This is a genomic window from Cellulomonas sp. P5_C5, assembly GCF_054049655.1.
Window position 1 is genome coordinate 1 of sequence record NZ_JBFULY010000012.1, and the last position, 22,873, is coordinate 22,873.

20 protein-coding genes and 1 tRNA gene are annotated in these 22,873 nt (G+C 72.2%); 8 read left to right on the top strand and 13 right to left on the bottom strand.

The window, feature by feature from the left end; all coding sequences use genetic code 11:
* Positions 1-119 precede the first annotated feature (119 nt).
* A complete protein-coding gene (locus ACXJKF_RS11975; protein ID WP_456787942.1) occupies positions 120-1,436 on the bottom strand; it encodes an ABC transporter substrate-binding protein in 1,317 nt (438 codons plus the stop codon).
* A 365-nt stretch (positions 1,437-1,801) separates the two neighbouring features.
* Between ACXJKF_RS11975 and ACXJKF_RS11980 the strand changes: the two genes are divergently transcribed.
* The 3 genes from ACXJKF_RS11980 to ACXJKF_RS11990 all read left to right on the top strand — a co-directional run bounded on the left by ACXJKF_RS11980 (position 1,802) and on the right by ACXJKF_RS11990 (position 5,270).
* A complete protein-coding gene (locus tag ACXJKF_RS11980) occupies positions 1,802-2,833 on the top strand; it encodes a LacI family DNA-binding transcriptional regulator (RefSeq protein WP_456787943.1) in 1,032 nt (343 codons plus the stop codon).
* Between the two features lie 68 nt (positions 2,834-2,901).
* Positions 2,902-3,888 (top strand): phosphotransferase family protein, encoded by a 987-nt coding sequence (locus ACXJKF_RS11985; protein WP_456787944.1) that lies wholly within the window; start codon positions 2,902-2,904, stop codon positions 3,886-3,888.
* Positions 3,885-5,270: an MATE family efflux transporter gene (locus tag ACXJKF_RS11990; RefSeq protein ID WP_456787945.1), complete on the top strand. Its 1,386-nt coding sequence runs from the start codon at positions 3,885-3,887 to the stop codon at positions 5,268-5,270. Before ACXJKF_RS11985 ends, ACXJKF_RS11990 begins: the two co-directional genes overlap by 4 nt.
* Positions 5,271-5,285: 15 nt before the next feature.
* Here the strand turns inward: ACXJKF_RS11990 and ACXJKF_RS11995 are convergent, their stop codons facing one another.
* Positions 5,286-6,122, bottom strand: coding sequence for a glycosyltransferase family 2 protein (locus tag ACXJKF_RS11995; RefSeq protein ID WP_456787946.1), 837 nt, complete (start codon positions 6,120-6,122; stop codon positions 5,286-5,288).
* 2 nt (positions 6,123-6,124) lie between these two features.
* A complete protein-coding gene (locus ACXJKF_RS12000) occupies positions 6,125-9,517 on the bottom strand; it encodes a DUF5107 domain-containing protein (RefSeq protein ID WP_456787947.1) in 3,393 nt (1,130 codons plus the stop codon).
* Between the two features lie 69 nt (positions 9,518-9,586).
* Between ACXJKF_RS12000 and ACXJKF_RS12005 the strand changes: the two genes are divergently transcribed.
* Genes ACXJKF_RS12005 through ACXJKF_RS12015 form a run of 3 tightly spaced genes read left to right on the top strand, consistent with a single transcriptional unit; the run spans position 9,587 to position 13,773 of the window.
* Complete coding sequence (locus tag ACXJKF_RS12005) at positions 9,587-10,483, top strand: helix-turn-helix domain-containing protein (RefSeq protein ID WP_456787948.1); 897 nt, start codon at positions 9,587-9,589, stop codon at positions 10,481-10,483.
* A 28-nt stretch (positions 10,484-10,511) separates the two neighbouring features.
* Complete coding sequence (locus ACXJKF_RS12010) at positions 10,512-12,902, top strand: beta-galactosidase (RefSeq protein WP_456787949.1); 2,391 nt, start codon at positions 10,512-10,514, stop codon at positions 12,900-12,902.
* A 25-nt stretch (positions 12,903-12,927) separates the two neighbouring features.
* Positions 12,928-13,773 (top strand): alpha/beta hydrolase, encoded by an 846-nt coding sequence (locus tag ACXJKF_RS12015; protein WP_456787950.1) that lies wholly within the window; start codon positions 12,928-12,930, stop codon positions 13,771-13,773.
* 198 nt (positions 13,774-13,971) lie between these two features.
* Here ACXJKF_RS12015 and ACXJKF_RS12020 read toward each other — a convergent pair whose 3' ends face one another.
* Positions 13,972-14,379 carry a hypothetical protein gene (locus tag ACXJKF_RS12020; protein WP_456787951.1) on the bottom strand — a complete coding sequence of 136 codons (408 nt, stop codon included), beginning with the start codon at positions 14,377-14,379 and terminating at the stop codon, positions 13,972-13,974.
* Between the two features lie 180 nt (positions 14,380-14,559).
* Between ACXJKF_RS12020 and ACXJKF_RS12025 the strand changes: the two genes are divergently transcribed.
* Positions 14,560-15,600, top strand: a complete 1,041-nt coding sequence (locus tag ACXJKF_RS12025) for a serine hydrolase domain-containing protein (protein WP_456787952.1) — start codon at positions 14,560-14,562, stop codon at positions 15,598-15,600.
* A gap of 111 nt (positions 15,601-15,711) precedes the next feature.
* Here ACXJKF_RS12025 and ACXJKF_RS12030 read toward each other — a convergent pair whose 3' ends face one another.
* Entirely contained in the window at positions 15,712-16,047 is a 336-nt protein-coding gene (locus ACXJKF_RS12030; protein WP_456787953.1) for an STAS domain-containing protein, read from the bottom strand.
* Between the two features lie 117 nt (positions 16,048-16,164).
* Between ACXJKF_RS12030 and ACXJKF_RS12035 the strand changes: the two genes are divergently transcribed.
* Positions 16,165-16,635, top strand: coding sequence for an ATP-binding protein (locus ACXJKF_RS12035; protein ID WP_456787954.1), 471 nt, complete (start codon positions 16,165-16,167; stop codon positions 16,633-16,635).
* Positions 16,636-17,005: 370 nt separating this feature from the next.
* Here the strand turns inward: ACXJKF_RS12035 and ACXJKF_RS12040 are convergent.
* The 8 genes from ACXJKF_RS12040 to ACXJKF_RS12075 form a co-directional block, all read right to left on the bottom strand.
* Positions 17,006-17,078: transfer RNA gene (locus ACXJKF_RS12040), tRNA-Ala, on the bottom strand.
* Positions 17,079-17,151: 73 nt separating this feature from the next.
* A complete protein-coding gene (locus ACXJKF_RS12045; protein WP_456787955.1) occupies positions 17,152-17,850 on the bottom strand; it encodes a histidine phosphatase family protein in 699 nt (232 codons plus the stop codon).
* A complete protein-coding gene (rsfS, locus tag ACXJKF_RS12050; RefSeq protein WP_421741012.1) occupies positions 17,847-18,236 on the bottom strand; it encodes a ribosome silencing factor in 390 nt (129 codons plus the stop codon). The genes ACXJKF_RS12045 and rsfS overlap by 4 nt, the downstream gene beginning before the upstream one ends.
* Positions 18,237-18,264: 28 nt before the next feature.
* Positions 18,265-19,617 carry a hypothetical protein gene (locus ACXJKF_RS12055; protein ID WP_456787956.1) on the bottom strand — a complete coding sequence of 451 codons (1,353 nt, stop codon included), beginning with the start codon at positions 19,615-19,617 and terminating at the stop codon, positions 18,265-18,267.
* Entirely contained in the window at positions 19,614-20,213 is a 600-nt protein-coding gene (gene nadD, locus ACXJKF_RS12060; RefSeq protein ID WP_456787957.1) for a nicotinate-nucleotide adenylyltransferase, read from the bottom strand. The genes ACXJKF_RS12055 and nadD overlap by 4 nt, the downstream gene beginning before the upstream one ends.
* Positions 20,214-20,239: 26 nt before the next feature.
* A complete protein-coding gene (locus tag ACXJKF_RS12065) occupies positions 20,240-20,392 on the bottom strand; it encodes a hypothetical protein (RefSeq protein ID WP_200940513.1) in 153 nt (50 codons plus the stop codon).
* A 54-nt stretch (positions 20,393-20,446) separates the two neighbouring features.
* On the bottom strand, positions 20,447-21,754 hold the full coding sequence (locus tag ACXJKF_RS12070) for a glutamate-5-semialdehyde dehydrogenase (protein WP_456787958.1): 1,308 nt from the start codon (positions 21,752-21,754) through the stop codon (positions 20,447-20,449).
* Entirely contained in the window at positions 21,751-22,872 is a 1,122-nt protein-coding gene (locus ACXJKF_RS12075) for an LLM class flavin-dependent oxidoreductase (protein WP_456787959.1), read from the bottom strand. Before ACXJKF_RS12075 ends, ACXJKF_RS12070 begins: the two co-directional genes overlap by 4 nt.
* Between the last annotated feature and the right edge of the window lies 1 nt (position 22,873).

The following is a 22,873-nucleotide window of genomic DNA, read 5'->3' on the forward strand; positions in this document are numbered from 1 at the left end:
GTCCTCGGTTGGTGCGGTGGGAGCGGACACGATCAGCTCACCTCTACTTCGCCGGTGACGGACTGGGCGGGGAAGCGGGCGGCGGAGTCAAGGACTGACCACCCCCGCCCGCCCTGGGATCACCCCATGGCGAACTCGACGGTCTGCTGCGCCTCCTCGAGGGCGGCGGCCGGGTCCGTGCCGTTGAGGATGTTGGTGATGGCGACGCTCACGGCGTCCCGACCCTCGTAGTAGTACGCGCCCGTGTTGTTGCTGGGCACCTCCGCGGCGAACTTCAGGACGTCGGCGTAGATCGGCTGCCCGCCGAAGAACTCCTGCGGCTCGTTGTAGACGTCCGACTCACCGGCCGGGAGCCAGTTGGCGAGCGCGCCGGACTTCGGGAGGATCGTGTCGTAGAACTCGGTCGAGCCGGCGAACGTGGCGTCGAGGAAGTCGCTGGCGAGCGCCTCGTTGCCGTTCGGGGTGATCGCCCAGGACGACCCGCCGTTCGCCGTGTAGTTGGTCGCACCGTCGACGCCGTCGAGCTTCGGGACGTTGGTGACGGCCCACTTGCCGGACTGGTCGGCGGCGGACTGGATCGAGCCGGAGATCCAGATGCCGTTGACGACGCCGGCCGTGTTCGAGTTGACGATCGTGTTGATGTACTCGTCCCACGAGTTGACCTCGACGAAGACGCCCGCGTCGACGAGCTGTCCGTACATGTCGATCGCGGCCAGCAGCGCGTCGTTGTCGGTGATGGTCGGCTTGCCCTCGTCGTCGAACAGGCTCGCGCCGGCGCTCTGCAGCATCATCATGATCGTGTCGGCCGAGCCCGCCTGGCCCGTGAGCAGCGGCTTGCCCGTCTTGGCCAGCACGTCCTTGCCGAGGGTGAGGAACTCGTCCCAGGTGATGTCGGTGAAGTCGTCGATCGTGTAGCCGGCCTGCTCCAGGAGGTCCGTCCGGTACGCGCCGATCGCGGTCCCGTTGTCGAACGGCACCCCGTAGTTGACGTCGTCGTACGTGGAGTACGCCACGACGGACTCGGGGAACTCGCTGTAGTCCACCTTCGAGTCCGTGAAGTTGGCGAAGATGTCCGGGTAGTTGATGACGTTCTTCTGGAACGCGTTGTTCTGCATGAGGAAGATGTCAGGCAGCTGGTCGGTCTCGCCCGACTGGGCCAGCGTGGTCAGCTTGGTCTGCACGTCCTCCCACGGCGTCTCGACGATCTCGAGCTTGAAGTCCGGGTTGTCGGCCTGGTAGACCTTCTCGGCCTCTTCGAGGGCGTAGATGTTGAACGCCGGGTCCCAGGCCCAGACGGTCAGGGTGTTGTCGCCGGAACCGCCGTCCGCGCCCGTCGTCTCGTCCTCGCTCGAGCCGCCTCCGCCGCTGCAAGCGGCGAGGGCGAGGCTCAGCGACAAGACGGCGCCCAGCGCCCCGAGCGTGCGTGTCTTCTTCATCGGGTGATCCCTTCGTGCTGTTGGTCGTCCCGTGGACCGTCGCCGGCTTCTCGCCGAGCCGCCGGCTCCCGCTCCCTCACCGCGACGTCGCGGTGGGGTCGAGCGGGACAGGTCGACTGTGCTGTTTGGAGGTTGTGCGCCGTGCCGTAGATGAGGCGGTTTCCAGCTCCACGCCAAGGGGGTCTTGTCCACACCGACCTCGAGCGACAACGGTGTCCCCCGACCCTCTCTGGCGTTTGGTGACGTCACCATAGCAGCGCTCAGCGGCATGCTCTGCAACGCTTTGGTAACGCTAACTACCGTGTTTCGGTGCGACATGTGTCCGATGGTTACGTCATCATGCTTGTCACCACTAGCATCTCGGCATGACAACCGCGTCAGCACCTGGCCGCCGCCGCTCAGGTCCTTCGATCGGTGACGTCGCCCGCCTCGCCGGCGTCTCGCCCCAGACGGTCTCGCGCGTCTCGACCGGCGCCGACTCGGTCCGGCCGAGCACCCGCGCACGCGTCGTGCAGGCGATGGACCAGCTCGGCTACTCGCCCAACCGTGCCGCCCAGGCGCTGCGGAACGGCACGTTCGGCGCCATCGGGGTGCTCTCGACCGGCTTCCAGCGCACGGGCGAGGCGCTCACCGCCGAGGCCCTGGTCGAGGCCGCCGCGCTCGAGGACTACTCGGTGACGCTCCTGCACGTGCGCAACCCCGCTCGGGAGAGCTGGGACAGCGCAGCGCACCGCATCTCGCACCAGGCCATCGACGGCCTCGTCATCATGCGCGCCGAGCAGGCGTCGCCGGCGACGCTGGCACTCCCCGCCGGCATGCCGGTGGCGGTGTCCTTCTCCAAGTTCGCGGGCCACTACCCCACCGTCACCGCCGACCAGGTCCAGGGCAGCGAGGACGCCGTCCGCCACCTGCTCGCTCTGGGACACCGCACCGTGCACCACCTCGCCGGGCCGCGGGACTCGGAGCACGCCCTGGTGCGCAGCGGCACGTGGCGCCGCTGCCTCCTGGAGGCCGGGATCCGTCCCCCCGAGCCGGTCTACGGGGACTGGAGCGCGCACGACGGCTACGAGGCGGGGCAGCGGCTCGCGGCCGACCCCGAGGTCACCGCCGTGTTCTGCGCCAACGACGAGATGGCGCTCGGCCTGGTGCGGGCGCTGCACGAGGCCGGCCGCCGCGTGCCCGACGACGTGTCCGTGGTGGGCTTCGACGACATCGCCGTCGCCGGCTGGACCTCGCCACCCCTGACGACCGTCCGGCAGGACTTCCACGCCATCGGCCGTGCACTCATCACCCTCGTCGTCGGTCAGCTCCGGTCCCGGTCCGTGGCACCGCCGGCCCTGACGGTCATCCCCACGGAGCTCATCGTCCGGGCGAGCACCGGCCCCCCTCCGCGCTGAACCTCGACCCGCGACGGCGCCTGCGCCACCCAGGGCCGCACACCCCGCCGCCCGACGAAGAGGACTCGATGGAGAGCATCACCAAGAACCGCCAGACGCCCGCGACGCTGCGCGCGATGGTCGAACGCGCCTACGGCGCCGAGCAGGTGCCCGCGGGCGAGCCGGAGTCCTGGCTCGAGGAGCTGGGGCACGGCTGGTTCAACGTCGCCTACCGGATCGTGCTGCGCGACGGCCGGGCCGTCGTCGTGAAGATCGCGCCGCCGTCGGACGTGCCGGTGCTGACCGCCGAGCGCGGCGCGATGCGCATCGAGCTCGACTCCCTGGCGCTGATCGCGGCACGTACCGGCGTCCCGGTCCCGCAGGTCGACCACGCCGACCTGAGCCACGAGCTCGTCGACGCCGACTACTTCTTCATGCCGTTCGTCGACGCCGACAACTTCGGCATCATCACGGAGAGCCTGAGCGCCGAGCAGCGCGACGCGTACAACGAGGCGCTCGGAGCGGCCAACCGCGAGCTGAACTCGATCCGTGGGAGCCGGTTCGGACCGCTCGCCGGCCCGGGTGACCCGTCGTGGCGGGTCGTGTTCACCGGCCTCGTCGAGGCCGTCCTGGCCGACGGCGAGGCCCGCACCGTCGACATCGGCCGGGACTACGACGAGATCCGCAAGGTCGTCGCCCTGCACGCGGACGTCCTCGACGACGTCGTCGAGCCGAGGTTCGTCGAGTGGGACCTCTGGGACTCCAACGTCATGGTCCGCGACGGCAGGATCGTCTCGATCATCGACCACGAGCGCGCCCTGTACGGGGACCCGCTGATGGAGGCCGGTTTCGCCGGCACCTTCCTGTCCGACTTCGGTGACCCGACCGCCTTCATGCGCGGCTACGGCCAGGACCCGCTCACCCCGCGGGAGCAGACGCGTCGTGGCCTGTACTGCCTGCACCTGGTCGTGATCATGGCGATCGAGACCGTCTACCGCGGACACACCACACCCACCCAGTACGACTGGGCTCGCGTGCAGATCGACACGATGATGCGCCTGCTCACCGAGCCGTGAGCACCCGCACGCTCGACGCGGCCGCCCTGGGCGAACGGCCCGTCGGGCGGCTGCTGTGGCACGCCTGCACCCAGACCACCATCGCCGTCGGGGTCTACGGGATCTACGCGCTGACCAACGCCTGGTTCGTCGCGCGAGGCGTCGGGACGACCGCGATGGCGGCGGTCAACCTCGTCGCCCCGTTGCTCCTGGCGCTGGGAGCGGTCTCGACCGCCCTCGGCGTCGGAGCAGCCTCCGTCGTCTCCCGGCACCTCGGCGCCGGCGACACGAGCACCGCCGCACGCGCCGCAGGGAACGCCTTGACCGCGTTCTGGGCCACCGCCGTCCTCATCACCGTGATCGGGCTGACCGGGCTCGAGCCGCTCCTGCGGCTGCTCGGCGCCCACGGCGAGACCCTCGGCTACGCCCGCGACTACGCCGTGGTGATCCTGGCCGGTGCGATCGTCTCGACCGGGTTCTCCAGCCTGGTGCGCGCCGAGGGTCGGATGCGGTTCGCCACGATGCTGTGGGTCGTCCCGGTCGCCGTCCAGATCACCCTCGATCCCCTGCTCATCTTCGGGCTGGACCTCGGCGTCCGGGGAGCCGCCCTGGGAACGGTCGGCGGCCAGGCCGTCTCCGCCGCGATGAGCATGTGGTTCTTCTTCGCCCAGCGGCACCGCCCCTACCGCATCCGCAGGTCCGACCTGCGACCCCACCTCCCCACGGTCCGCACCCTCGTGGGCATCGGCGCCCCCTCGTTCCTCGCCGGCTTCGGCGCCACCCTGCTCGTCGTGGTCGTCAACACCACGCTGTCCCGGGTGGCCGCCGCCACTGCGGCACTGACCGCGTTCGCGATCTGCTCCCGCATCCAGACGTTCGTCTCGATGCCCCAGCTCGGCATCAGCCAGGGGATGCAGCCGATCGTCGGGTACAACGCCGGTCGCCGGCTCGCCGCACGCGTCCGGCGCGCCCGGACCCTGTCGCTGCGCGGCACCCTCGTCTACAGCACCGTCGCCGCGGGCTTCGTCGCGCTGCTCGCCGAGCCCATCACCGCCGCCTTCGTCGACGACGCCGCCGTCCGCTCCGCGTCCGTCGACGCGCTGCGCATCCTGGCGGTCGGGTTCGCCGCAGCCGGCGTCACTCCCCTGGTCTCCGCGTACTTCCAGGCTCTCGGCAGACCCCGGCCGTCGTACCTCCTCTCCGTCGGGACCCTCCTCGTCATCAAGGTCCCGCTCGTGCTCGCGCTCGGCCACGTCGGCCCCACCGGCACCTGGACCGGCCTCGCCGCGGGCGAGCTCCTGTCCGCGGGCATCGCGCTCCTGGTCCTGCGCCGCCTCGACGTCCCCGCCACGCGGGGCGCGAGGGCGACGACGAGCACCGTCGACCGGCCGCTCGTGCCCTGAGGTCCCGCTGGGCCGTCAGCCCCGGCGGACGGCGATCCGGACGGCTGCGGCCATGCCGCCGTCGCCGTAGGTGACCTCCCCGACCGGCAGGGACCGGTCCGCGGCCACGAGGTCCTCCCACCGTCCGGCGGCGTCCATGGCGCGGGCCTCGAGCGCCAGCAGCACCTCGCGCAGGTGTCGCTCGAAGACGGCGCGGTGCTTGTCGACGAGTCCGCCGTAGAGCTCGAGCCGGGAGTCCATGGAGCGGACGTTCGCGGAGGCGGGCGCCGTCCGGTACTCGATGAGCGGCTCCGGCACGACGGTGACGTGCCCGCCGTCGCCGACGAGCGACAGGAAGAAGTCCCAGTCCTCGAACCCGCTGCGCATGTCCTCGTCGTACCCGCCGCACGCGCGCCAGGCGTCGCGGCGGACGAGCGCGGTCGCCGGGCAGGCGTTGCGGTGCAGGAAGTCGACAGCAGACCCTCCGCCGGGCCGCACGACCGCGTCGATCACCCCGTGCGCACGCAGCCACGACGACGCCGCACGGGCGTCGGGGTCGCCTTCCAGCACCGCGGCCGTCCGCTCGAGGAACGTCGGCGCGAGCCGGTCGTCACCGTCCAGCACAGCCACGAGGTCGGTCCCCGCGGCGGCGATCCCGGCGTTCCGGGCCGCGCCGACCCCGCGGTTGGGCTGACGCAGCACCTGGACACGAGCGTCCCGCTGGAGCTGCTCGATGATCTCGACCGACTCGTCGTCGGTCGAGCCGTCGTCCACCACGATGACGGCCTCCGGGACGCGGGTCTGGCGCAGGGCCGACTCGACCGCGTCGGCGACCAGCCTGCCCTGGTCGAACGCGGTGACGATCACGCTCACGCTCAGCACGGCTCATGCTGGCACGAGCGCGCGAGCTCCCGTCGCAGGTCGAGCGCCCGCAGCCGACCGGGCTCGCGGGCGAGGACGTCGTCGAGGCCCGCAGCCGCGGCGTCGCCGTCGCCCCGCAGGGCGGCGACCTGTGCCTCCTGGAGCATCGCCGTCGTCGTCTGCGCGGCCTCCAGGTCGTCCTGGAAGAGCAGCAAGGTCGGCAGCGAGGTCGCGAAGTAGTCAGGAGTCGCGGGCGTCGAGCGGAGCGTCTGAGCGTGTGCAGCGAGGCCGTCGACCAGGGCGTCGGCGCGGGCGTCGTCGCCGAGACGGCGCGAGCCGAGCACGGCGTAGTAGGTCAGCTCGGAGAACGCGACCGGGGCCATGCTCTGGAAGTCGCCCGTCGAGCCGGCGGCGTGCGACCAGGCGGCGGAGGCGCCCGCCTCGTCACCCGTCGCGGCGAGGACGTCGCCGAGCACGAGGTGCAGCTGGGCCGTGGTGGCCAGCGGGTGCCGGGCCTCGCCGAGGCTCGCGACGGGCTCGAGGGCCGCGCCGACGTGCTCGAGCGCGAGCTGCTCGTCGCCGTCGTCGAGTGCGCGGCGGGCGAGGGCGAGGTGCGCCTCGTCCCAGGCCGAGAGCACCTGCCCCTCGCCGCCCTCCCACGGCTGGAACCGGCGGGAGAGGAGCAGCTCGAGCGCGACCTCGGGCCTGCCCGTGGCGGTGTGCAGCTGGGCCAGCTCGACGGTGAGGTCGTCGCGGGCGTCGACCGCCGACCGCTCGCCCTCGAGCACCGCGAGGCGCTCCTCGGGACTCGCGCCGGACCGCTTGGCCAGCTGGTCGCGCTCGTAGACCAGGCGGGGGTCGCCGGGAGCGACCGCGAGTGCGCGCTCGTAGTGCTGCCGCGCGGCGTCCGGGTCGGCCAGGACGTTGAACGCCGCGACCGCCCGGTTGCGCCAGACGACGGGGTCGCTCGGATCCAGCTCGGTCGACGTGCACCACGCGGCCATCGCATCGTGGTGACGACGCTGGAAGTACAGCCAGTGGCCGAGGATCGCCCAGGCCCGGGCGTCGTCGGGGTACTGCTCGACGTGGTCCTGCAGCATGTCCGCGTCGTCGAGGCGCGAGGCGAGGCAGTGCACGGCGGGCACCGTCCGTGCCAGGGCGCGGTGCCGGTCGGCGTCGTCGTGCTCGCCGGCCGCCTGCAGGATGCGTGCGGCGTGCAGGTGCACGAGCGGTCGGACCTCCACCTGACCGAGGGCGGGCTCGACCTCGGCGGCGGCCTCGAGCACGCGGACCGCATCGGGCCACATGCCGAGCGAGTCGTACTCCAGCGCGACGTCGAGCAGCGTCGGGGCGTCCGTCGCGACGTCGTGACCTGCCAGGTCACGGATCCACACGTCGAGGGGGTCGCGGTCCAGCGCCCGCGCCAGCACCGCGTCCGCGTCGGCGTCGCGGCCGGCACGCCGCAGCAGGACGACGAGCACCGCCTGGGCCTGCAGGTTGTCCGCGTCGGCGGCGGCCTCGCGGGCGTGGTCCAGGGCGGAGCGGTCGTTGCCGCGTGCAGCGTCGAGCCGTGCCATCGCCAGGAGCGCCGGGACGCGCCACGCCTGGTTCCACCGCGCCTTGCCCCACGCCTCGTCGGCCTCGTCCGGACTACCGGTGCGTGCGAGCACCTGGCCGAGGCGGAACATCGCCTCGCCGTCCCCCGGGTTGGTGTTCAGCCGGGTCTGGCGGGCGAGCGCCGTCCGCAGGTGCTGCTCCGCGTCGGCGTACCGCCCGGCCGTGTAGCGCCGCGCGGCGAGCGCCAGGTTCGAGCGGTAGTCACCCTCGTCGCGACGCAGGGCCTCGAGCCAGTACGGCTCGGGCGAACGGGTCGCGTGCCGGTACTGGTCGAGGTGCACGCCGACGAGGTACAGCTCGTCGGCGGACGGGACGTCCGCGGGCCGTGCGGGCTCCTGCGCGGGCTCGGGCATCGCCGGGAAACCGTGCGCCGCGCGGGGCCGCCACGCGATGACCTCGGCACCGTCGTGCTCGACGACGAGCGTCAGGTCCTCGGGGGCCCAGGCGGTATCGAGGCTCAGGTCATGCACGATCGGACGATCCGGACCCGAGTCCGCCTCGACCTGCCAGAGGGTCGTGCCGTCCGGCGCGGTCAGGCGCACGGCGACTCCGGCGCGGACCCGGGTCATCGCGACCGCGACCCGCACAGCGGTGGTCGCGGTGCCCGGCGCCACGTCGAGACGGACCGCCGCGTCGAGGTTGGCCTGGTGGACGGGACCGGTCTCCTGGATCGGGTACCAGTACTGGCTGAACGTCTTGGTCTCGCCCGGTGCCAGGAACGTGAAGTCCGGCTGGTTGTCCGTGAAGACCCCGGCCATCAGCTCCACGTAGGGCCCGTCGGTGTCGGTGAGGTTCGCGTCCCAGGCCCTGCCGAACGCGCCGGTGCCCCAGGTCCACTGCTTCTTCCCGGGTGCCACCTGGTGGTCGGCCCAGTGCACGAAGCCCGCCCGACGGCCGTGGTCGTAGCCGCCGAAGAAGTCGTCCTGCGTCCCGAGGGCCATGTACGACGTGGGCACAGGGATGTTGCGGTACCAGTCGATCCGGTCAGGGTCGGGGGCACCGCCGGGGTGCGCCCCAGCCTTCCGGGCCCGGTAGTCGATCCCGTAGTACGGGCGGTCGGCCGCGGGGAACGCCGTCACGGCGCGCTTGGCGTGGTCGGCGACGGCGTGCACGTCGGTCGGGAAGAACGACTGGTAGTCGTCGTTCACGGCAGCCGCGACGTTCGCCCACCACAGGAACGTCTGCACCTCGTCGGTGCGGTTGAACAGCCTGGCGCGCAGCTCGATCACCGAGGAGCCCGGGCGCAGGCGGATTCCGTGCATGCCCTTCATCCGGGCGAACGGGTCGTGGTCCGAGCACCACACCGTGACGGCCCCGTCGGCCTCGTGCTCGATCGTCGCCTCGACCGGGAGGAACGTCGCAGGGCGGTGGTGCTGTGGCCAGTTGAGCTCGACCCCGCCCGAGAGCCAGGGCCCGGCGAGCCCGACGAGCGCCGGCTTGATGACGTTGTTGCGGTAGAAGAAGTCGTACCCGTTGGTGGTGTCCATCCCGACGTGGATACGGCCACCGAGCTCCGGCAGGATCATCAGCCGGACCCACGGGTTCTCCAGGTGGATCGCGTCCCAGGCGCGGGGCGCCTTGGTGGGGCTGATGCGCTCGTGGAACGGCAGGGGGTACACCCGGCCCGACGAGCCCTGGTAGACGCGGTTCTCCAGGAACGCCGGGTAGCGGTCCGCCGGGTCCGGCAGGTACGTGTCGATCGTGACCGGCTGGCGCCACGCGGCGACGGCCTGACCCACGAGGTGGGCGGGCACGGGGGGGAGTGCGAGGCGGGACTCGTGGTCGAGCATGGGCAGGACGCTACGCTCCGGTCGGCATGCTGCAGAATGGGCAGTCTTCCGAGACACATGGACGAATCAATGATCTCAGCGCCTGAGGCGCAGCCCCGCCGACGAGAGGGCTTCCCTGGGCAGCGCATGCGCGTGCTCCCGCGGCCTCTCGTCGCGCAGGCCTCGCGGACGCCGCCGCTGTCGCAGCTGCTCGTCACCGACGTCGGGTACTTCCCGCGAGCATCGACGCACGGGCGCGCCCGCACGCACGGCGCCGCGCAGCACATCGTGATCGTGTGCGCGGCGGGCCGAGGGACCTGCACGCTGCCGTCGGGCGTGCACCAGGTGCACGCGGGCCAGGCGCTCACGATCCCCGCGGGCGTGCCCCACCGGTACGAGGCGGACACCGAGGAGCCCTGGACCATCTGGTGGATGCACCTGGTGGGCCAGCAGGTGCCCGACCTCCTTGCGGCGACCGGCGCCACGCCGGACCAGCCGGTCTTCGGCCTCGGCGACCCGGCCCCCGTCATCTCGCTGGTCGACACGATCATCCGGCGCATGGAGCGTGACGAGACGCCCGCGACCCTCCTGGCGTCCGCCGGTGCTGCGTGGCACGCGATGGCGCTCCTGGCGGCCGACCGTCGGACGATCGGCAAGCAGCAGCAGTCGGACCCGGTGGCGGCGACGATCGAGCACCTGCGCGCGAACGTCTCCACCCGCATCTCCCTGGCCGACCTCGCGAGCATGGCCGGGCTGAGCGTCTCGCACTACTCCGCGCTGTTCCGGCGGGCCACGGGCTACGGCGCCCTGGAGTACCAGACCCGTCTGCGCATGGGCACGGCGCGCGACCTCCTCGACACCACCGGCCGGCCCATCGCGTCCGTGGCCGCCCAGGTCGGGTTCAGCGACCCCCTCTACTTCTCCCGCCAGTTCCACCGGATCCACGGCATGAGCCCCACCGAGTACCGCTCGCACGACAAGGGCTGAGGTACTTCGACCTGCTTCAAGGAGAGACATGACCAGCGACGTTCGCCCGAACACCCTCGTGGCGCCGCACCACCTCACCGTCGTCGCACCGACGGAGCCGCGCCGCGGCCACCTGGGCGTCGGCGAGCCGCCCGCCGGGGACGACCCGATCGAGGTGACCAGCAGGTGGATCGAGCGCGGAGGTGTCCCGTGGTTCCCGGTCACGGGCGAGATCCACTACTCGCGAGTCCCGCGCGACCGCTGGCGTGACGTCCTGGGCCACGCCCGGGCCGGCGGTCTGACCTCCGTGGCCACCTACGTGCTCTGGCAGGCGCACGAGCCGTCGCAGGGCGTGTTCCGGTGGGAGGGCCAGCTCGACCTGCGCGCCTTCGTCGAGGAGGCCAGGGCGCACGGCCTCGACGTCGTCGTCCGGCTCGGCCCCTGGGCGCACGGCGAGGCACGCTACGGCGGCTTCCCCGACTGGCTCGTCGAGCGGAACCTCGCGACCCGCACCAACGACCCCGCGTACCTCGACCTCGTGCACGCGTTCTACGCGCAGACCATCGCGCAGCTCCGGGGCCTGTCCCATGCCGACGGCGGGCCCATCGTCGGCGCCCAGGTGGACAACGAGCTCTACGACCAGCCGCAGCACCTCGCCCGCCTGCGCGGGCTCGCCGAGGAGCTCGGGCTCCGCGTCCCGATCTGGACGGCGACCGGCTGGGGTGGTGCGCAGGTCCCGGACACGCTGCTGCCGGTGTACAGCGCCTACTCGGACGGCTTCTGGGACGACGAGCAGACCGAGTGGCCCGAGTTCTCGGCGTTCCACTTCCGCTACAGCCCTGTGCGCGACGACCTGTCCGTCGGGGCGGACCTGCGCGAGGCTCTCGACGGGATCACCCTCGACCCCGATGCGGTGCCGTTGAAGGACGACGACGCCGTACCCTTCGCGACGTGCGAGCTGGGCGGCGGGATGCACGTGGCGTACCACCGCAGGCCGTTCGTCGCCCCCGCCGACGTCGCCGCACTGGCGCTCGCCAAGATCGGCAGCGGCTCGATCTGGCAGGGCTACTACATGTACGCCGGCGGGTCGCAGCGCACGGGTCCGCACGGCTCCGAGCAGGAGTCTCACGCCACCGGCTACCCCAACGACGTCCCCCGCGTGACCTACGACTTCGCCGCCCCGATCGGTGAGCACGGCCAGATCCGCCCCCACCACCACGCCCTGCGGGCCCAGCACCTGTGGCTCCAGCACGACGGGCACCGCATCGCCACGATGGCCACGACGGTCGGCGGCGGCAGCGTCGACCCGGAGATCCTGCGGTGGGCCGTGCGGTCCGACGGTCGCAGCGGCTACCTGTTCGCCTCGACCTACCAGCCCGCCAAGGCCGCGCTGCCGGCACAGAGCGACGTCCAGTTCACGGCGACCCTCGACGACGGAGACATCACGGTGCCCACCCAGCCGGTCACGATCCCGGCCGGCATCTCGTTGGTGTGGCCCCTGCGGTACCCGCTCGCTCCGGGCGTGGTCCTGCGGAGTGCCACCGCACGGGTCCTCACTCGCGTCACCGTCGACGACCGCGAGGTCGTCGTGCTGGGCGCCTACGACGGCATCCCCGTCGAGCTCGTCCTCGACGGGGACCATCTCGTGGGTGGAGCGGGGGTCGCCGTCCACCGCGAGGGCGCGACGATCATCTCCCTCGCCGCACCGGCCGGACCGACGTGCGTCGTCGAGCTCGAGACTGCGCGGATCATCGTCCTGGACCAGGCGAGCGTCGACCGGCTCTACCTGCTCGAGGTGGACGGCCGGGAGCGGCTGGTGCTGTCCTCCGCACCGCTCTACGCGGTGGACGGCGAGCTCGTCGTGCAGACGGAGAGCCCCGACGTCACCGTCTCCCTCCTCCCCGCTCCCGAGGCCCTCCGGGCGGAGGGCGGCGACCTCAGCGAACCGTCCGACGACGGCCCCTGGCGGTCATGGCAGGTGGGCGCACCGCAGGTCGGCCGACGCACTCTCCTCTCCGGGCTCCACCCCGACGCGACCTCCCCGATCCCCGAGCGCGGTGGCCCCCTGCACCGGCTCAGCGCGCCCACCGACTTCTCCGGTGCCGCCGTCGTGCAGGTCGAGGTCCCCCCGGAGCTGGTCGACGGCGTCGACCGCACGCTGCTCCGGGTGCGATGGACCGGGGACGTCGGCCGTGCGTACGTGGGCGACGAGCTGATCGGCGACCACTTCTGGCACGGACGCGACTGGGACGTCGACCTCACGCCGTGGGCGGCCGCGATCGCCCGGCACGGAGTGCGGCTCGAGCTCCTGCCGTGGCAGCGCAGCACCGGGGTCTGGGTCGACCCGACCGTGCGGGAGATCCCCGACGGGGTGCACGTCGCAGCGGTGGATGTCGTCCGCGTCGGCAAGGTCCGGCTGACCGCACGCGGGGGTCGCTGAGTGGCGACGCCCTAACCTGGAGCGCGTGCCCACCCGCGTGCCGTTCCGTGCCCTTCCGCTCGACGACTCGGGCGTCGAGTACGCGCACGGTCCCGACTCGTACCGCCAGCCCGGCGTCCCGACGGGCGAGACCATCGAGCTGCGGTGGACACAGAGCTCGATCTATCCCGGGACGTCGCGCAGGGTCTGGATCCATGTCCCCGCGCACCACGACCCCGCGCCGCCGGCTGCTCTCCTGGTGTTCAACGACGGCTGGTGGTACCTCGACCCGGCCGGTGAGGTCCGCGGCGCGATCGTCCTCGACAACCTCGTCCACCGGGGCGACATCCCGTTCACGATCGGCGTCTTCGTGGAGCCCGGTGTCCTCGTCGGCGCCGAGCAGCCGAAGAACCGCAACGTCGAGTACGACGCCTTCGACGACCGCTACGTCACGTTCCTGCTCGACGAGATCGTCCCGCTCGTCACCAGCCGGTACGCCGTGACGGACGACCCCGAGCGGTGGGGCATCTGCGGGGGCAGCAGCGGAGGCAACGCCGCCTTCACCGCTGCCTGGATGCGCCCCGACCGCTTCCGTCGCGTCGTGTGCTACCTCTCCAGCTTCGCCCAGATGCCCGGCGGCAACCCCTACCCGGACCTCATCGCACGCAGTGCTCGGAAGCCGGTGCGGCCGTTCCTGCAGGCCGGGCACCGGGACCTGAACTGGAACGCACCGACAAGGAACTGGCTGGCGGAGAACCTGCGCGTCGGCGCGGCGCTGGCGGAATCCGGATACGACTTTCACCTCGTTCTCGGCGACGGCGGGCACAGCCCCAACCACGGCGGCGTCCTGCTCCCCGACGCCCTCCGGTGGTCGCTGAACCGGCCCGTCTGACGCAAGGGGAGGAGGTCGCCTCTCCGCCCGACCTCCCGATCCCCCTGCCGCTCCCCCGGTCGTGGAGAGTGTCTGGCGGCACCGAAGTCGGTCGCCGCACCCCTCATTCCGCCGGCTGTCCGGCCGCTCCCGCGGTTCCTGGCGGGAGGTGTCACGAGGAAGGAGCCAGACGGCCGTCCGTGCGCAGGAGGTGGCTGCTCAGTAGTAGCCGTTGACGTTCGCTGTGCTCCTGGTCCATCCGTTGGAGGCGCTGACCTTGGCAAAGATCTCGTCGCGACCTTCCGGGTCCTCGTTGAGGGTGCCGTGCCAGACGAGCACTTCGATGGAGAAGTCACCGGTCGGCGTGTTGGTGCTGCGCGAGACGCCCAGGTCGTCGTTGAACACCGGATCGTCGCCGATGAGACGCATCCCGACCGTGATCCCGGGTGCGTTGTGCACGTGGCCCGAGACCACCACCACGTAGTAGCCGGGGTGGTCCCACGACGGGCTGATGAAGAGCTCGGCGTAGGAGCTCACTGCCGCGGCGGGTCCCGCCGAGGCGATGCTTCCAGAGCCCGCCAGAACGACGGATGTCGCGGCGACCGCAAGCTTGCGGCGAAGACGCATGATGACCTCCTCCTTGTGGATGGCCGTCTTGAGGCCTGTGCAAAAGGAGGAGACCGCCTCACCCCTGGCAGATACGCTGGCGAACGGTCTCGAGGGGCGACGATCAGGACACATCGTGCTCCTTCTCGCGCGGCGCCTGGGGGTGAACAGGCGCTTCCCGAACCCTAGGGAGTTCCGACCATGACCATCCCGATCACCCCTGAGGCGCTCGACGCCGCTGTCGCGGCGGAGTCGTTCACGGGCGTGCTCACGATCGATGTCGGCGAGAGGCGCACGCTCGAGCGCTGCGAGGGGTTCGCGAACCGCGCCCTGGGCGTCCCCCACACGCCGAGCACCCGCATCTCGGCCGCGAGCGGCAACAAGGGTTTCACCGCGCTGGTGATCGCGCGGCTCGCTGAGAGCGGCACGCTCGGCCTCGGGGACCTGGTGCGTCCGATCCTCGGCGACGACCTGCCTCTCATCGACGACGCGGTCACGATCGAGCACCTGCTCACCCACAGCTCCGGCATCGGCGACTACCTCGACGAGGAAGGTGACGGGGAGATCGACGACTATCTCTTCTCCATTCCGCTGCACGAGCTGGCCGAGACCGAGGCGTTCCTGCCCGCCCTCGACGGCTTCCCGCAGAAGTTCCCGCCCGGCGAGCGGTTCTCCTACTGCAACGGCGGGTACATGGTGCTCGCCCTCGTCGCCGAGCGCGTCAGCGGCCGGGGATTTCATGAGCTGGTCCAGACCGAGGTCTGCGACCGTGCGGGACTCACCGGATCCGCATTCCTTCGCTCCGACGACCTCCCCGGGGATGCCGCGCTCGGGTACCTGGACGAGGTGGGGAATCGCACCAGCGTGCTGCACCTCCCGGTACGGGGCAACGGCGACGGCGGCATGTACTTCACCGCTGATGACCTGCACCGGTTCTGGAACGCACTGCTGGACGGCCGGATCGTGTCGCCCGGCACGCTCGCCGAGATGATCCGCCCCCGCTTCGACGTGCCGTCCGAGCACAAGCGGTACGGGATGGGGTTCTGGCTGGGCCGCCGCAGCTCGTCGCTGATCCTGGAGGGCTACGACGCCGGAGCGTCGTTCCGGTCCACGCACATCCCGGAGACCCGCACCACCGTGACCGTGCTCGGCAACAGCTCCGAGGGCGCCTGGCCGGTGATCTACGCCCTCGCCGACGCCATGGACGGAACCGTCCGGGGGAAGTTCCCGGACGAGAGCTGACGCAGCACAGGGTTGAGCGCTCTGGATCCAGCTGGTTGCCACAGGCCAGGCATCGTGTTCCGGCCCGCGCACGCAGGGGGTGCGCCGCGATCGCGCGGTGGGATCTCGCTCCTACGGTGTGGCGAGAAGGTCGTCCATAGCCAGGATCTCGAGCAGGAACCGGACCGTGGGTGACGCGGCAACAGTCACTGGGCCGTTGGCGTAGCAGCGGGCGATGAGTCGCACACCGGTGGAGTCCATGAACGTCACCTCGGTGGCGTCGATCCGGACGGGCAAGCGGTACGCCTGCACCGCGCTCGCCGCGGCGTCCAGCTCGTCGCCAAGATCGGCATCGATCTCGCCGGTCAAGGTGATCTGGACAGCCTCCGCGGTGGCGAGGACGTGCACGGTCCCCTCGCGGTCCTCGGGACCTCGCAGCTGCACGTTGCCGTTCATGTCACGTGCCACCTCTCGTGCTGTATCGAGCGCCACCGCTCTGTCACGCAGGACCCTAAGCGCTCCAGGGCGATGCGGAGTACACCCCTTCGGGGGGCGTTCGACTGCCAGCGCCCCTACCGTCGTCCCGTGACCTTCGACCACCGTTCGGGCGAGGACGTCGACCACGATGCTGGGCTGCGTACCTCACCTCCGCCATCCTCCTTCTCACCGGTGCGCCGGTGGATCCTGGACACCTTTGGCGAGCTGCACGCCCTGCGTGCCGGGCTGCGTGACGAGATCGCGACCCGGGACCGGTTGCGCGCCGACCGGCTCCTGGGCGGCATCGCCGAGAACGTCGTGCTCGTCGCCACCGAGCTCGCGAGCAACGCGATCCGCTACGGACTGCCACCCACGATCGTCGAGCTGCTCCAGCACGACACCCGGTTCCTGGTGACCGTTGCCGACCAAGACCTGTCCGCCGAGCCGCGCATCGCCACCGAACGACCCCGCGGCCAGGGCGGCTTCGGGCTGCGGATCACGCAACTCCTGTCCCTGGACACCGCCTGGTACCGCACGGACCGAGGCAAGGTCGTCTGGGCGGAGCTCGGCCCGAGATGACGCCCACCGTCGGAACGGCCGCCGACGCCGCGGGCCGTACGTAGAGCGGGCAAGCCGCATGCCCAGCGGCCTCGATGCTCCCGAAGCGCTCGAGTGCGTCGGCATCGATGTCTCTGCCAACGTTCGCGAGCAGGGCCTCGTCCGGGTCGACCGGCACAGAGCTCGGACAGAGTCATCGCCGGCTCCGTGGCCGACGTCACGTTGTGCTCCGCGCCAGCAGGTGTGCGGAGCTCGGCCCAACACGGGCAATGGGTCCGAGACTCGACCCACCGGGGTCGAGTCCAGACCGGTCAGTGTCCACGAACGGCCGATGGCCACGTCAGGCTCCTGTGTTCAGGATCCCGGCGTGGCCTCTGACCAGCACTTTCGGTGGAGCTGAGGGGATTCGAACCCCTGACCCCCTGCATGCCATGCAGGTGCGCTACCAGCTGCGCCACAGCCCCGCGGTTCCCCCGAAGGGGATCCACATACGCCCGTAGGCGCTCGGAGAGTCTAGATCGAACGCGGCCAGAAACGCTAATCGGGGTCGCGGGTCTCCGCGTCGGCGTCGGAGTCGCGCGTCGTGTCGGGTCCCGCGTTCCAGTCCGTCGACGCGTCGGTGGGGCCGAGGTTGTACCCGACCATGCGCCAGGACGGTGAGAAGTCACCGCGGGTGGCGACGAGCTCGGTCCAGTGGGCGTTGAGCATCCCGGCGAAGCCGTGCCAGTCGGTCGGCATGCCGAGCAGGTCACCGACGGCGCAGCTGATGGCGGAGCCGTGCGAGACGACGACGAGGGTGTCGTCGGGACCGAGCGCGGCGGCGTGCTCGAGGATGCCCTCCCGCACGCGCTCCGCGACCTCGGCGCGCGTCTCCGCGCCGACGCCCTCGGGCTGGCCACCGGCGCGCCACACGGCGAACTCGTCGGCCCATTCCCGGCGCAGGTCGTCGCCCGTGAGTCCTTCCCAGAGGCCGAACGCGCGCTCGCGCAGCCGGGCGTCGACCGTGAGGTCGAGACCGGCGGCACGGGCCAGGAAGCTGGCCGTCTCGTGCGCGCGGCTGAGGTCGGACACGACGATCGCCGTCGGCTCGTGCCGCGTCAGCAGCCGCGCGGCGGCGGTGCGGGCCTGCCAGCGGCCGACGGCATCCAGCGGGATGTCCACCTGGCCCTGGAGGCGCGCCTCCGAGTTGTACGCGGTCCGGCCGTGCCGGACCAGGAGCAGACGCCCCGCCGTCACGCGTCGGTGCCCTCGTCGGTCCCCCGCGCGTCAGCGGGGAGATCGATCACGGGGCAGTCCTTCCACAGCCGCTCGAGGGCGTAGTACACCCGGTCCTCCGCGTGCTGGACGTGCACCACGACGTCGCCGAAGTCCACGAGGACCCACCGGCCCGCGGCCTTGCCCTCGCGGCGGATGGGCTTGGCGCCGAGCTTGAAGAGCGCCTCCTCGACGGCGTCGACGATGGCGCCGACCTGCCGCTCGTTGGTGCCGGAGGCGATGAGGAAGACGTCGGTGAGGACCAGCTGCTCGCTGACGTCGAGAGCGATGATCTCCTCGGCCTTGATGTCGGAGGCGGCACGAGCGGCCGCCACGGCCAGCTCGATCGCTCGTTCGGTCGCAGCCACGGGTCTCCTTGGTTCGGGGTGGGGCAGGTCAGGCGGGTCCGGCCGAGTGGCCGGTCACGACGTGCACGGCGGACGATGACGCGGCGGTGGAGCCGGGGTCCTCGTCCGAGTTGTTGCTCAGCAGCAGGACGATGAGGAAGCCCAGCACGAACGCGACGAGGGCGAGCACGATCAGGTGCAGCCACGTGTACGGGTGGCGAGGGCGCTCGTCGAGGTCGTCGTCATCGTCGTCGTAGTCGTCGTCGTCCTCGTCGCGGCCTACCCCGAACCCGACGTGGTCCGGTCGAGCGGCAGCCGGCGCGGTGGCCATCGCCGGCGCGGCGGGCTCCCCGCCTGCGCGGGGGGCGGGCACGGTGCCCGAGGGAGAGAGTCCCGTCGGCGCCCACGCGGCCGGAGCGGGTGCCGCCTCCGGTGCGGGGGCGGTGGGGGTCGGCGCTCCCGACCAGCCGGGCTGGCCGGTCGGCTGTGCGGCGGGCCGGCTCGTCGCGGGCGCTCGCGTGGCCGACGGGGTCGCCTGCCAGGGGGCGGTCGGGGCGGCAGGGGCCGGTGCCTGCGCGGGCTGCTGCTGCTGCCACGGCGCCGGCTGCGGTGCGGGTACCTGCGGGGCGGACGGCTGCGTGCCCCACGACCCGACCGGTGCGGCAGCCGCGGCTGCACCGGACCAGCCGGAGCTCTCGCGCCGGACGGGCGGTGCGGCGGTGCTGCTCTGCGGGGGGTTCGTCGTCGACCGCTCCTGCGACGGCGACCAGCCCGCGCCCGGGCCGGCCGGTGCGCTCGGACCGGCGGGCGCGGCGCCACGCTGACCCCACTGGGCCGGAGCGTCCGGGGTCGGAGCGGGGCGCGAGGTGGGCGGACTGCTCGGGGCAGCGGCGGCAGGACGGGACGTCGCCGACGACGTCGGCGCTGCGGGACGCGACGTCGCCGGGGAGGTCGGCGGTGCGACGGCGGGCCGCTGGGCGGCCGGGGGCCGGGAGATCGCGGGAGCCGTGCTGGACGGTGCCTGACGCGGCGGGGCGACGGGCGGCGCGGCCGGACGGCTGGGCGGTGCGGCAGCGGGCGGCTGGGTCGACCAGGCCGGGGTGCCGGAGCTCGTCGGAGCGGGCCGCGAGCTCGTCGGGTCCAGCGAGGTGTCACGGATGGACCGGCGGGACCGGCTGGAGTCGGCCGCGGTCCCGCGCGCAGGGGTGTCCTCGGCGCCGCTCGGCCCACGCATGGCACGTCGGGAGACCGGGACGTCCGGACGCGCCGGCGCGGGGGGCGACGGCACGGCGGGCGACGGTGCGGCCGCGGACCCGGGGTCGGGTGCGACGCCCTGGACGTCACCCGTCTCAGGGTTGCGATGGAGCTCGCGACGGCGGCGCCGCTCTCCCGGTTCACTCATGACTGACCTCGATACAACCTGTGCTTGGCGATGTACTGGACGACCCCGTCAGGGACGAGATACCAGACTGGCTGCCCGGCGTGTGCTCGTGCGCGGACATCGGTCGAGGAGATCGCCAGGGCGGGGACCTCCAGGATGTGCACACGATCACCGGGGAGCCCGTCGACCGACAGCGCGTGCCCGGGGCGGGTGACCGCCACGAACTGCGCCATCGAGAAGAGCTCGTCGGCATCCTTCCACGTCAGGATCTGTGCGATGGCGTCCGCACCCGTGATGAAGAAGAGTTCGGCGTCAGGGCGCGCGGTCTTGAGGTCGCGGAGGGTATCCACGGTGTATGTCACACCGGACCGGTCCACGTCGACGCGGCTCACCGTGAACCGCGGGTTCGACGCGGTGGCGATCACCGTCATCAGGTAGCGGTGCTCGGCGGTGGTGACGTCCTGGTCCAGCTTGAACGTCGGCTGCCCCGTCGGGACGAAGACGACCTCGTCGAGGTCGAACCGTGCGGCGACCTCGCTCGCGGCGACCAGGTGACCGTGGTGGACGGGGTCGAACGTGCCGCCCATCACTCCCAGCCTGCGAGGCCGCTCCGTCATCTGTTCGGTGCCTTCCGGTCCGTCGGTCAGTGGCGCGTCCCGACGCTCCGGAAGGCGAACGTGATGAGCAGCATGGCGACGAGACCGACGAACGCGCCGACGCCGAACACCACGGGCGGGAACGGCAGCTCGTTGGTGTGCTCAGCAGCTTCAGCAGCGGCGATCAGGGCAGCATGCACGTCAATCCTCCAAGGTGGGCGAGAGCCCTCAGTGTCGCACGATCGGCTGTGCCATCAGGGGCGTACATGCCCGTCCCCGTGGACGATCCACTTCGTGGTGGTGAGCTCCCCGAGACCCATGGGCCCCCGCGCGTGCAGCTTCTGCGTGGAGATGCCGATCTCGGCTCCCAGACCCAGCTGGCCGCCGTCCGTGAACCGGGTCGACGCGTTCACCATGACCGCCGCGGAGTCCACCTCGGCGACGAACCGCTCGGACGCCGCGAGGTCCCGCGTGACGATCGCCTCGGTGTGCCCGGAGCTCCACTCGCGGATGTGCTCCAGGGCGTCGTCGAGCGAGTCCACGACGCGGACGGCGAGATCGAGCGACAGGTACTCCCGCGCCCAGTCGTCGTCGGTGGCCGGCACGCACCCGACCTCGTCCGGGGCGAGCGCGAGGGTCGCCTCGTCGCCGTGCACGGTCACGCCCGCGTCGGCCAGCATCGCCAGGGCGACCGGGAGGAACTCGTCGGCCACGGCCGCGTGCACCAGCAAGGTCTCGGCGGCGTTGCAGACGCCGACGCGCTGCGTCTTGGAGTTCAGCAGGATCGGGATGGCGACGGCGAGGTCCGCGGTCTCGTCGACGTAGACGTGCACGTTGCCCACGCCGGTCTCGACGACCGGCACCGTCGACTCGCGCACGACGGTCTGGATGAGGTCCGCGCCACCGCGTGGGACCAGCACGTCCACGAGCCCGCGGGCGTGCATGAGCGCGACGGCACCCTGCCGGCCCCACGCGTCGATCGACTGGACGAGGTCCCCGGGGAGACGCTGCGCGACGAGCGCCTGCGACAGCACGCCGACGATCACCTCGTTGCTCGCCGCTGCGGCCGAGCCGCCGCGCAGGATGACCGCGTTCCCGCTCTTGAGCGCGAGCCCGGCGGCGTCGACGGTGACGTTCGGGCGCGCCTCGTAGATCATGCCGACCACGCCCATCGGCACGCGCACCTGGCGCATCCGCAGACCGTTCGGCAGGGTCTGGCCGCGCACGACCTCCCCGACCGGGTCCGGCAGGGTGGCGAGCTCACGCAGGGCGTCCGCGATGGCCACGATGCGCTCGGGCGTCAGCGCCAGGCGGTCCAGCAGTCCCGCGGACGTGCCGTTGGCCCGGCCGCGCTCCAGGTCCACGGCGTTCGCCGCCACGATCTCGGCGGTCGCCGTGACGAGCGCGTCGGCCATCGCGCGCAGGGCCGCGTCCTTGGTCGCGCGGGTGGCGGTGGCGAGCCGCCGGGAGGCGACCTTGGCCCGCTGGGCGACCGCGCGGACCTGCGCGGTCACGTCCGTCTCGGCGGTCGTCTGCACCTGCTGGTCGAGCGACGTCGTCATCGCACCAGGGTAGTCCCGGCGGACAGCGCCTCCCGCTGGCGGACGCCTGCGTGGACGAGCGGGATGACGTGGTCGCCGAACTCGACCGCGTCGGCCACCAGGTCGTAGCCGCGCAGCCCGAAGATCTCGAAGCCGAGGTCGACGTAGTCGAGCAGCGCGTCCGCCACTGTCCGGTAGGAGCCGACGAGCGCCGTCGCGCTCGTCGGGAGGCCGCCGGCGCCCGCGACCGTGGGGGTCCACAGCGCGCGGTCGTGCCGCTCCCCCGACGCCGCGAGCTCGGCCAGACGCAGGTTCGCGGTGTTCTCCGGGAGCGCGCCCGGCCGCAGCGGTGCCTCGGTCAGGGTGGCGACCGGCCGCGGTCCGGACAGCTCGTCGATGCGGGCGCGGATGGCGTGGGCCTTCGCCCAGGCCTCCTCGTCGGTGGCCGCGACGATCGGCCGGAACGCGATCTGCAGCCGTGGCGTCGGCCGCCCGGCGTCCGCCGCGAGCGCACGCAGGAGCGCGACCTGGTCGGCGGTCGCGGCGAGAGGTTCGCCGAAGAGGGCGAAGACGTCGGCGACGCGGGCGCCCACCTCGAGGGCGCGTCGGGACGCCCCGCCGGCGGACAGGCCGGGTCGTCGGGCCGACCGCGCGCGCAGCAGGAACTCCTCCGTGCGGTAGTACGGCCCCGTGTGCGAGAACGGCGTCGGCGAGGTCCACGACCGGAGCAGCACGTCCGCGTAGTCGGCCAGCCGGTCGTAGCGCGCGTCCTTGTCCAGGTCGTCGCCCTCGGCACGCTGGTCGCTGGTCAGGCCACCCGCGATGAGGTGCACGGTCACGCGCCCGCCGGACGCGGTGTCGAGCGTCGCGAACGTCTTGGCCGCGAAGGTGGGCGCCGAGACGTTCGGGCGGTGCGCCACCCGGAGCCGGATCCGGTCCGTGTGCGCGGCGGCCCACGCCGCGGCCTGCGCCGGGTCGGGTCCGTCGGAGGCGTACGGGAACAGCACGTGGTCCCAGCCGTGCTGCTCGTGCGCCCGCACGATCTCGCGGGTGTAGCCGGGGTCCCAGACGGGGCCGACGAGCGGGGTGGTCTCGGTCGACGGGTTGCCGTAGCCCGCGCCGAGGAACTCGACGGCCACG

What these genes read in the sequence shown, in the direction of transcription:
- ACXJKF_RS11975 (WP_456787942.1), bottom strand. Translation starts at nt 1,436, where the DNA reads ATGAAGAAGACACGCACGCTCGGGGCGCTGGGCGCCGTCTTGTCGCTG.
- ACXJKF_RS11980 (WP_456787943.1), top strand. Translation starts at nt 1,802, where the DNA reads ATGACAACCGCGTCAGCACCTGGCCGCCGCCGCTCAGGTCCTTCGATC.
- ACXJKF_RS11985 (WP_456787944.1), top strand. Translation starts at nt 2,902, where the DNA reads ATGGAGAGCATCACCAAGAACCGCCAGACGCCCGCGACGCTGCGCGCG.
- ACXJKF_RS12000 (WP_456787947.1), bottom strand. Translation starts at nt 9,517, where the DNA reads ATGCTCGACCACGAGTCCCGCCTCGCACTCCCCCCCGTGCCCGCCCAC.
- ACXJKF_RS12005 (WP_456787948.1), top strand. Translation starts at nt 9,587, where the DNA reads ATGATCTCAGCGCCTGAGGCGCAGCCCCGCCGACGAGAGGGCTTCCCT.
- ACXJKF_RS12010 (WP_456787949.1), top strand. Translation starts at nt 10,512, where the DNA reads ATGACCAGCGACGTTCGCCCGAACACCCTCGTGGCGCCGCACCACCTC.
- ACXJKF_RS12020 (WP_456787951.1), bottom strand. Translation starts at nt 14,379, where the DNA reads ATGCGTCTTCGCCGCAAGCTTGCGGTCGCCGCGACATCCGTCGTTCTG.
- ACXJKF_RS12025 (WP_456787952.1), top strand. Translation starts at nt 14,560, where the DNA reads ATGACCATCCCGATCACCCCTGAGGCGCTCGACGCCGCTGTCGCGGCG.
- ACXJKF_RS12055 (WP_456787956.1), bottom strand. Translation starts at nt 19,617, where the DNA reads ATGAGTGAACCGGGAGAGCGGCGCCGCCGTCGCGAGCTCCATCGCAAC.
- nadD (WP_456787957.1), bottom strand. Translation starts at nt 20,213, where the DNA reads ATGACGGAGCGGCCTCGCAGGCTGGGAGTGATGGGCGGCACGTTCGAC.
- ACXJKF_RS12070 (WP_456787958.1), bottom strand. Translation starts at nt 21,754, where the DNA reads ATGACGACGTCGCTCGACCAGCAGGTGCAGACGACCGCCGAGACGGAC.